This is a genomic window from Mesorhizobium sp. M3A.F.Ca.ET.175.01.1.1, assembly GCF_004791945.1.
In the GTDB taxonomy this organism is placed as follows: domain Bacteria; phylum Pseudomonadota; class Alphaproteobacteria; order Rhizobiales; family Rhizobiaceae; genus Mesorhizobium.
Genome location: NZ_SRTP01000229.1, coordinates 1 through 328 on the forward strand (window position 1 = coordinate 1; position 328 = coordinate 328).

1 protein-coding gene is annotated in these 328 nt (G+C 56.4%); it reads right to left on the reverse strand.

All coding sequences use genetic code 11. The features are described 5' to 3' along the window. A partial coding sequence (locus EN818_RS31445; RefSeq protein WP_135906696.1) for an ABC transporter permease subunit occupies nucleotides 1-328 on the reverse strand: 328 nt, incomplete at both ends.

Here is a 328-nt window from a genome sequence, read left to right on the forward strand (position 1 = left end):
CCTTAAGCGAGAGTGTCTGGCTGCGAACGATACGAGCAACGAACGCCCAGCTGGTCATGCCGATGACAACAATGATCACAAAAAGAGAAGGGCGGAAGCCAAGGATGTCTCCACCGCGCCCCATCACCTCAAGGACCACAGGCGTGATGACCAGCGCGAGCACGAATGAAGGCATAACAAAAAAGAAATCTGTGATGCGCATCAGCCAGACATCCACCCAGCCACCAAAGTAGCCCGAGGTCATTCCGACCGTGGTGCCGACGATGAGGCTGATTACAGTCGCCAGCAGCGCGATCGTGAGTGATATCCGGGCACCATGGACGACCAG